This window comes from Mesorhizobium sp. M7A.F.Ca.US.005.03.2.1, assembly GCF_003997795.1.
Taxonomy (GTDB): Bacteria; Pseudomonadota; Alphaproteobacteria; order Rhizobiales; family Rhizobiaceae; genus Mesorhizobium; species Mesorhizobium ciceri.
Genome location: NZ_RZRP01000228.1, coordinates 1 through 7,796 on the forward strand (window position 1 = coordinate 1; position 7,796 = coordinate 7,796).

The 7,796-nt window shown below is 64.0% G+C and carries 8 protein-coding genes and 1 pseudogene; 2 read left to right on the forward strand and 7 right to left on the reverse strand.

The features are described 5' to 3' along the window. Window positions 1-843, forward strand: an 843-nt coding sequence (locus tag EN991_RS14785; protein WP_164769073.1) for an ornithine cyclodeaminase family protein, incomplete at its 5' end; no start/stop codon positions are given. Then, on the forward strand, window positions 840-2,321 hold the full coding sequence (hutH, locus tag EN991_RS14790) for a histidine ammonia-lyase (RefSeq protein ID WP_127369029.1): 1,482 nt from the start codon (window positions 840-842) through the stop codon (window positions 2,319-2,321). The genes EN991_RS14785 and hutH, both read left to right, overlap by 4 nt. Window positions 2,322-2,330: 9 nt before the next feature. On the opposite strand, the gene purU is transcribed toward hutH, so the two are convergent. The 7 genes and pseudogenes from purU to EN991_RS14825 all read right to left on the reverse strand — a co-directional run. Then, window positions 2,331-3,212 (reverse strand): formyltetrahydrofolate deformylase, encoded by an 882-nt coding sequence (purU, locus tag EN991_RS14795; protein ID WP_127369030.1) that lies wholly within the window; start codon window positions 3,210-3,212, stop codon window positions 2,331-2,333. Then, window positions 3,209-4,009, reverse strand: coding sequence for a 3-methyl-2-oxobutanoate hydroxymethyltransferase (locus tag EN991_RS14800; protein ID WP_127366970.1), 801 nt, complete (start codon window positions 4,007-4,009; stop codon window positions 3,209-3,211). Before EN991_RS14800 ends, purU begins: the two co-directional genes overlap by 4 nt. A gap of 34 nt (window positions 4,010-4,043) precedes the next feature. Next, window positions 4,044-4,358 (reverse strand): MocE family 2Fe-2S type ferredoxin, encoded by a 315-nt coding sequence (locus tag EN991_RS14805; protein ID WP_013530832.1) that lies wholly within the window; start codon window positions 4,356-4,358, stop codon window positions 4,044-4,046. A gap of 10 nt (window positions 4,359-4,368) precedes the next feature. Beyond that, complete coding sequence (locus EN991_RS14810) at window positions 4,369-5,490, reverse strand: fatty acid desaturase family protein (protein ID WP_127369031.1); 1,122 nt, start codon at window positions 5,488-5,490, stop codon at window positions 4,369-4,371. Between the two features lie 10 nt (window positions 5,491-5,500). Continuing rightward, window positions 5,501-6,682: an aldose 1-epimerase family protein gene (locus EN991_RS14815; RefSeq protein WP_013530830.1), complete on the reverse strand. Its 1,182-nt coding sequence runs from the start codon at window positions 6,680-6,682 to the stop codon at window positions 5,501-5,503. Between the two features lie 16 nt (window positions 6,683-6,698). Next, entirely contained in the window at window positions 6,699-7,481 is a 783-nt protein-coding gene (locus EN991_RS14820) for an ATP-binding cassette domain-containing protein (RefSeq protein ID WP_024501560.1), read from the reverse strand. Next, window positions 7,478-7,796, reverse strand: a pseudogene (locus EN991_RS14825) (ABC transporter permease); the annotation flags it as partial. The gene EN991_RS14820 and the pseudogene EN991_RS14825, both read right to left, overlap by 4 nt.

A 7,796-nucleotide genomic window follows, 5' to 3' on the forward strand; every position in this document is an offset into this window, starting at 1 on the left:
TTCCACGGCCATTTCAACGTGTTGCGCGGCTACGTCGCGCCGCTCGACACGGCCGGCGTCAAGATCGTCGGCGACTATGTCGACAATTACCTGCATGGCCTGCCTTCCGAATTCGGCATCCTCAACCTGTTCGACCCGCGCACCGGCGCGCCGCGCGCCATCCTCGACGCCACCGTCATCACCGACATGCGAACCGGCGCCGTCACCGCCATCGGCGCCAGGCATCTGGCGCGCAGGAATTCCAAGGTGCTGGCCCATATCGGCGCGCGCGGCACCGCCTACTGGAATGTGCGCCTGCTCGACCATCTCTTCGACTTCGACGAGATTCGCGTCCATTCGCGCCGCCCGGAAAGCCGCGACGGTTTTGCCGCCGAACTCTCAGCCGATCTCGGCAAGACGGTCACAGCGGTGGCCGACTGGAAAAGCTGCATCGAGGGCGCCGACATCGTCGTCGAGGCCTCGCGGCTGCCGGAGCCGCAGCCGTTGCTGAAGACCGAATGGATCAAGCCCGGCGCGCTGGTCGTGCCCTATGGCACGATGAGCGCGGTGGAACTGTCGTTGACCGACATCATGCAGAAAATGGTCGTCGACGATTGGGGCCAGTGCAAGGGCGGCAAGTTCGGCTCGCTACGCGCCCATGTCGAGACCGGGCGGCTGAGCGAGAAGACGCTGCATGCCGAACTCGGCCAGATCGCCGCCGGCCTGAAAGTCGGGCGCGAAAGCGACGACGAAACGATCCTGTTCTGGCATCGTGGCCTGTCGCTGTCTGATATCGCGTTGGGCAAGGCGATGCTGGCCAAGGCGCAGGCGCAAGGCATCGGCCAGAGACTGCGCTTCGCATGAGCGCGCTCGTCCTCACCGGAACCGGCGTCGGCGTCGGCGATGTCGCTGCGGTCGCCCGCGATGGGCGCAAGGTGGAGATCGGACCCGATGTCATCGGCAGGCTGGAGAAGGCACGAAGAGTGCTCGACCAGGCTGCAGCGTCCGGCCAGCAGATCTATGGCTTGAACACCGGGCTCGGCGCCAATCTCGGCACTGCTGTAGAGGGCGATGCCGGAGCCTTCCAGCGCCAGTTGCTGGAGGGACGCAGCGGCGCCGTCGGCGAAGGATTGCCGGTCGATGCCGTGCGGGCAAGCATGGCCGCGCGTGCAGCGATGCTGTCGGTTGGCGGATCCGGCCTTTCGTCTTCCGTCTTCGTTGCTTTGCTCGACGCGCTCAATGCCGGCGTCCATCCCGTCATGCCCTCGCTCGGTTCGATCGGAGCCGGCGACCTGGTGCTGATGACGGCACTCGCCCGCATGCTCACCGGCGAAGGCGAAGCCGACTATCAGGGCCGTCGCATACCGGCGGCCAAGGCGCTGATGATGGCGCGCCTCGCCCCGATCAGCCTGGCGCCCAAGGACGGGCTATCGCTGATCAACGCATCGGCGGTTTCCGCCGGCAGCGGCGCACTTGCGGTGACGGATGCCCTCACTGCCCTGGCCCAGCAACAGCATGCCGGGGCTTTGACCATGGAAGGTTTTGGTGCCAACCGCACCATCCTCGACCCGCGCCTGCATATGGCGCGCCCGGCAGCCGGCCAGCAGGAAGCAGCCAAGGTGCTGCACAATCTGCTCGTCCGAGACGACGCGCCGGCACCGACCACCTTGCAGGACCCGCTGTCGATCCGCTGCATGCCGTCGGTCCATGGCGCACTGATCGAGGCGATCGGCCAGGCGAGACAGGCTGTCGAGATCGAGCTCAACGCCGCCGCCGACAACCCGCTGGTGCTGGGCGATGATGAACTGGTACTGTCGACCGGCAATTTCCACACCGCCGCACTGGCGCTCGCCTTTGAGACGCTCGGCCTGGCGATCGCCCAATGTGCCGCGGCCAGTGCCGCGCGCTTCATCCAGCTCACCGGTTCGGGCCGCAATGGCCTACCGAAATATCTGTCGCCGGTCGGCGGCGCCTCCGCCGGCTTCGTACCGCTACAGAAGACAGTGACCTCGATCCTGGCCGCCATCCGCCACAAGGCCAATCCGGTGATGCTCGACTTTCTGGCCGTGTCGGAGGGCGTCGAGGATCACGCCACGCAGACACCTCTGGCGGTTGCGAAATGCGCAGGGATGATCGCGCTGTGGCGGCGGCTGATCGCCTTCGAATTGATGGCCGCCGCGCAGGCCGTCGACCTGCGCGACGGCTTCACGCTGGCGCCGCGCACCGCCGCAATTCACACGGCAATCCGCGCTCTCGTCCCCATGCTGAAAGAGGACCGGCCGCTCGGTATCGACGCCGAAGCGCTCTACGCCGCGCTCGCCGGCGCCAGTTGGCCGGCCTGACGCGGCTTCTCAGAAGACGATGGTCTTGTGGCCGTTGAGCATGACGCGGGCTTCGAGATGCAGCTTGACGGCGCGCGCCAGTACCCGGCTTTCGATGTCGCGCCCGACAGCGACGAAATCCTCGGCGCTCATCGCATGGGTGACGCGTTCGGTCTCCTGATCGATGATCGGGCCCTCGTCGAGGTCGGAAGTGACGTAATGCGCCGTCGCACCGATCAGCTTGACGCCGCGGTCGAAAGCCTGGTGGTACGGCTTGGCGCCCTTAAAGCTCGGCAGGAACGAATGGTGGATGTTGATCGCCCGTCCGAACAGCCGGTCCGACAGACCTTTTGAAAAGACCTGCATGTAGCGCGCCAGGATGACCAGTTCGGCCCCTGTCCGCTGCACCAGGTCCAGCAGCTTCTGTTCCTGTTCGGCCTTGTTCTCCTTGGTGGTCGGCCAATGGTGGTAGGGAATGCCCTCCAGCTCGGCGAAGCGGCGGGCATCCTCGTGGTTGGAGACGACGGCTGCAACCTCCGCGTTCAGCCAGCCGACCCTGATCTGGTACAGCAGATGGAGAAGCGCGTGGTCGAACTTGGAGACCATGACGATGATCTTCGGGCGGCGTCCCTGATCGACCAGCGCGGTCTTCATGCCGAAGCGGTCGACGCTCGATTCCAGGGCCCGCGCCAGACTGTCCCCGGTCGAGCCTGGCGGGCTGATGAAGGCGATCCGCATGAAAAAGCGATTGGTCTGCCGGTCCCAGAACTGGCTGCTTTCGGCGATGTTGGCGCCGTTCGCGGCAAGCTCCGCCGTGACGGCGGCGACGATCCCCGGCCGATCCTCGCAGGAAAGCGTGAGAATATGAACCGGCGCGGCCTCGTCCGTCGCATCATTGCCTTGAGATTTCACGCCCCGTCGACCCTCTTCATGAACAGGCTGAGTTCAGCCGGATCCATATGCACCACATGCCTGTCTTCGGGATAGGCGAGACTGTTCACGTCGGCAACATATTCCGAAAACGCGGCGATACGCTCGGCCTGCAAACGATCATATTCGGCGGCGAAATTGCGATACACCTTGGAATGACGGGGCATGTGGCCACGGTTCTGGCCGAGAATGTCGTCGGCGAACAGATATTGCGCATCGCAACCGGTACCCGCTCCCATCGACAGCATGATCAGCGACGTCCGCTCCGAGATCGCCTTGGCCACCTCGACCGGCACCACCTCGATCTCGGCGCCGATGGCGCCTGCAGCCTCCAGCTGCTTCACCGCCGCGAAGATATCCATGGCGGTGTCGGCGGTCTTGCCGACCGCCTTGAAGCCGCCAGTCCAGGTCGCGCGGGAAGGAATGAGGCCAACATGGCCGATCACCGGGATATTGTCATCGGCCATCCGCTTGATCGTGGCGTAGCCGGCGCTGCAATAGACCGCGTCGGCGCCGGCCTTGTAGAGCCGGAAGGCCCAGCGCACGAAATCGTCCGCCGTGCCGATCTCGTAGAAATTGTCGCCCGGCATGGTGAACAGGCTGGGCGCCGCGTCGCGGTACTCAGGGTTGAGCACCAATTCGGGCGGCACCGAGACGATGTCGACCCCTGCGCGCTCCGCGGCCTCGGCCTCGTCCATCGTCAGCACACGCAGCATGGTCAGCTGTCGCTTGCCCTTCATGGCGCGCAAATCCGCCACCGTCGGTCTTTTTCGGCTCATCAAAAGGGTTCCCTCAGTTGCATTCGGCGGCAGGTCAGCCGATCTGGATCATCACTTTGCCAGCCTCGACCTTCACTGGATAGGTGGCGAGATTGACGCATACCGGTGCGCCTCGAGCCACGCCCGTCTTGTAGTTGAAGCGGCCATTGTGCTTGGGGCATTCGATGATGTCGTCCATCACCAGCCCATCGGCCAGATGCGCCTTCTCATGCGTGCAGTATCCGTCGGTTGCGAAGTACTCGTCATCGGGACTGCGATAGATGGCGAAGGTACGGCCGCCATGATCGAAGCGGATGACATCCTCTTCCTCGACATCGTCGACGCCACACGCTTCAACCCAGTCGGCCATCTGCTTTTCCCTATTCCGCCGCCGCCGGAACGGTCAGTGCATGGAATTCGTCCCGGTACGGCCGCGCCGTCGGCGGCAATTCACGTTTGAGGAAATAATCCTCGTACTGAAGCTGCTTCAGCAGCACCGGCCAGACCTCGCGATAGGCATGCCACATCGAAGGGTTCGGCTCGGGCAGATCGTGCTTGATCAATTCGTGCAGCCTCGGCAGCGCGTGATAGGGCACCATCGGAAACATGTGATGTTCGACATGATAGTTCATGTTCCAATAGATGAAGCGGCTGATGGGGTTCATGTAGACGGTGCGCGTGTTCAGCCGGTGGTCGGTGACATTGTCGGCCAGCCCGATATGCTGCAGCAGGCCGGTCAGCACCATGTGCCAGCTGCCGTAGAGGCGCGGCAGGCCGATCAGCACCAGCGGCAGGAACGACCACAGATAAAGCGCCAGCCCGATCGCCCCGACATAGATGGCGACATGCCAGCGCGCGGCTGTGACCACCTTGTGAAGCTCCATCTCGGGAATAAAGCTTTTCTCGTCCGGCGAGATGCTGCCGAACGCATTGCGCACCAGCGTCGGCAGCGAATAGCGGAAATCGAGAACACCGGTGAAGGCGAGTGCGGCGCGCAGCAGGTCCGGCGGACGCATCACCGCGATCTCGGCGTCGCGGCCGACGATGATCGTGTCGGTGTGGTGGCGGGCATGGCTCCAGCGCCAGGTCACCGGATTGCGCATCAGCATGAAGCTGGCGATCTGGTAGACGGCATCGTTCATCCAGCGTGTGCGGAAGGCGGTGCCGTGGCCGCACTCGTGCCAGCGCGAGTCGCTGGACGAGCCGTAGAGCACGCCATAGACGAGCAGGAACGGCACCACCCACCACGTGCCCCAGAACCAGGCGATCCCGGCGGCGGAACCCAATATGGCAACGATCCAGATGATCGTGTCGCGGATCGCCGGGCCGTCCGAGCGCTGCATCAGCTCTTTCATCGCCTTGCGCGGCACATCGGTGTGATACCACTCGGCCGAGGCCAGCCCGGTCTCGATCGCGATGCGCGTGCTTTCCCCGACCAGGCTGTAGTCGCGCTTTTTCTCCATCACATCGACCTCCGATTTCCGGCCCGCCAGCCGGAGCATTCGTTTCGCCTCATGCCCTGTCCGCCAATCCCGGAAAATTACCCGACGGCACAGGATAATCCTGTTGCGGCTGCCTGGCGATCGACGCGATCTTTGCTTCGGCCTCGGCGATCGCGCCGGCGCCGTCGAGCACCCGGAACACTGCGTCGTAAGAACGGCTTTCACTATGCTCCAGCCAGATCATCTCGCCCCGCTCGCGCGCCGCGAGATTGCCGAGCACATGATGCGTCGAGGGTTCGATGCCCAGCGCATACTGCCCCGCCTGAAAATTCTGCCATTGATATGCGCAAGGCAGCTGGTCCTTGCGCGTCACCACTTCGAAGCCGAGCCCGAGCTGATCGTTGACCACTGCCACCGGCACCTCGCCATTGGCGTCCGCCGCCATCTCGTGCTGCCAGACCTGCTCGCTGAAACCCGATTGCGGCGCCGGCATCGTGCGGTAACCCACCTTCTGCGCCTGGTAGCGCTCGCCGGCATGGCCAGCCCAGACGACGTCGCGGATCGGCGCCAGATAGCGCGAACCCTCGTCGAGCAAGGGATGGCTGACATTGACGTGGTAAAAATACATGTGCGGCGTGCGGTTGAAACCGTGGTTGACGACGCGATCCGACAGCCGGATCTCGTTGCCGCCGACATCGGCCTCGATACGCCGGATCAGATGCAGATCCTCGCCGAACACTGCCGATTGCTGCACGGTGCCTTCGGCCCACAGCACGCAGCGGTCGCCGTCCCAGGTCTCGCCATAACCGGTCAGCCGCGCCGGAATGGTGCCGACGCGGCCATGCAGCGAATGGATCACGGTCTTCCTGCCCGGGTAGTTGTAGCTATCGGCCGGCACTTCTTCCCGGCCCAATATGTGGTCGAGGCCGCAGGTGACAAGCAGCCCTGAAAACGAACGCGCCCAAGCGAGCCCCCCTTCCCCCTCATAATCGTGCAGGCCGGGGTGGCGAAAACCGCTCGGCGAATGCCAGCCGATCGCCTGGCCCTTGAAGTCGCAGTCAGCGATGTCGAGCGCCCGGTCGACCAGTGCCGTGAAGCGCAGGCCCGAGCCGGTGCGGAACTCCAGCATGCGGATGCCGCGTTCCACCCCGTCGCCAAGCGTCATCAGCCGCACGCCGGCAAATTGCGACAGCATGCCCGAACGTTCCGACACCTGCCGGCGCGAAAGCGTCTTGCCGTAAAGTTCTACCATGTGACGGCCAACTTCTTCACTTCGCTCTCGTCTCTTTCAGCAGGGCCGACATGTCGGCGCCGGTGATGATGCTTTCCACGGTCAGGAGATCGGTATCGGCAACCGTCTGCTCGGCGACGATCTCGCCGCGGCGCATGACGATGATGCGGTCGGCGACCTGGAACACGTGATGGATGTTGTGGGTGATCAAGAGCACGGAATGACCGGCGTCACGCACCTCCTTGACGAAGCGCAGCACGCCATGGGTTTCCTCGACACCGAGATTGTTGGTCGGTTCGTCGAGGATGATGACCTTGGCAGCGAACTGCATGGCGCGAGAAATCGCGATCGACTGCCGCTCGCCACCCGATAGCGTCGAGACCAGCGCATCGGCGTCGAGTTTTTTCGAGATGCCGACGCGCTTCAACAGCGCCGACGCCGCGTCTCGCAATTTGGCGAAATCGAGCGGCGCGAACACGCCCAGCCATTTCAGCTTGACCGGCTCGCGCCCAAGGAAAAGATTGCGCGCGATGCTGAGATCCGGCGCCAGAGACGTATCCTGGTGGATGGTCTCGATGCCGAGGTCCATCGCGTCGCGTGTCGAACGGATCGAAACCTTTTCACCGCGCACATAGATGTCGCCACGGTCGATCGGAAACACACCGGAAATCGCCTTGATCAGCGTCGATTTGCCGGCGCCGTTGTCGCCGAGCAGGGCCACCACCTCGCCTTCCTTGAGGGCAAAGGACGCATTCTTCAGCGCGCGGACGCTGCCGAAGGATTTTTGCAGATTCTGCAGCCGGAGAACTTCCATCGTCAGCCCCTTGCGGCGTTCTTCTGCAGCAAAGCGTGCAGGATGAGCATGGCGAGGATGATCAGGCCGACGAAGATATTGTAGGCGAGGCCCGGCACGCCGATCAGCACGATGCCGTTGCGGATCGCGCGCAGCATCAGCGCACCGACGATGGTGCCGAGGATCGTGCCGCGTCCGCCGGTCAGCGCCGTGCCGCCGACCACCACCATGGCGCTCACTTCGAGTTCGTCGCCGGTGCCGGCCACCGGTGAAGCGGCCGAAATGCGGAAGGCGCTGATCATGCCGGCCAGCCCCGCCAGAACAGCAGTCAGGATGAACAGC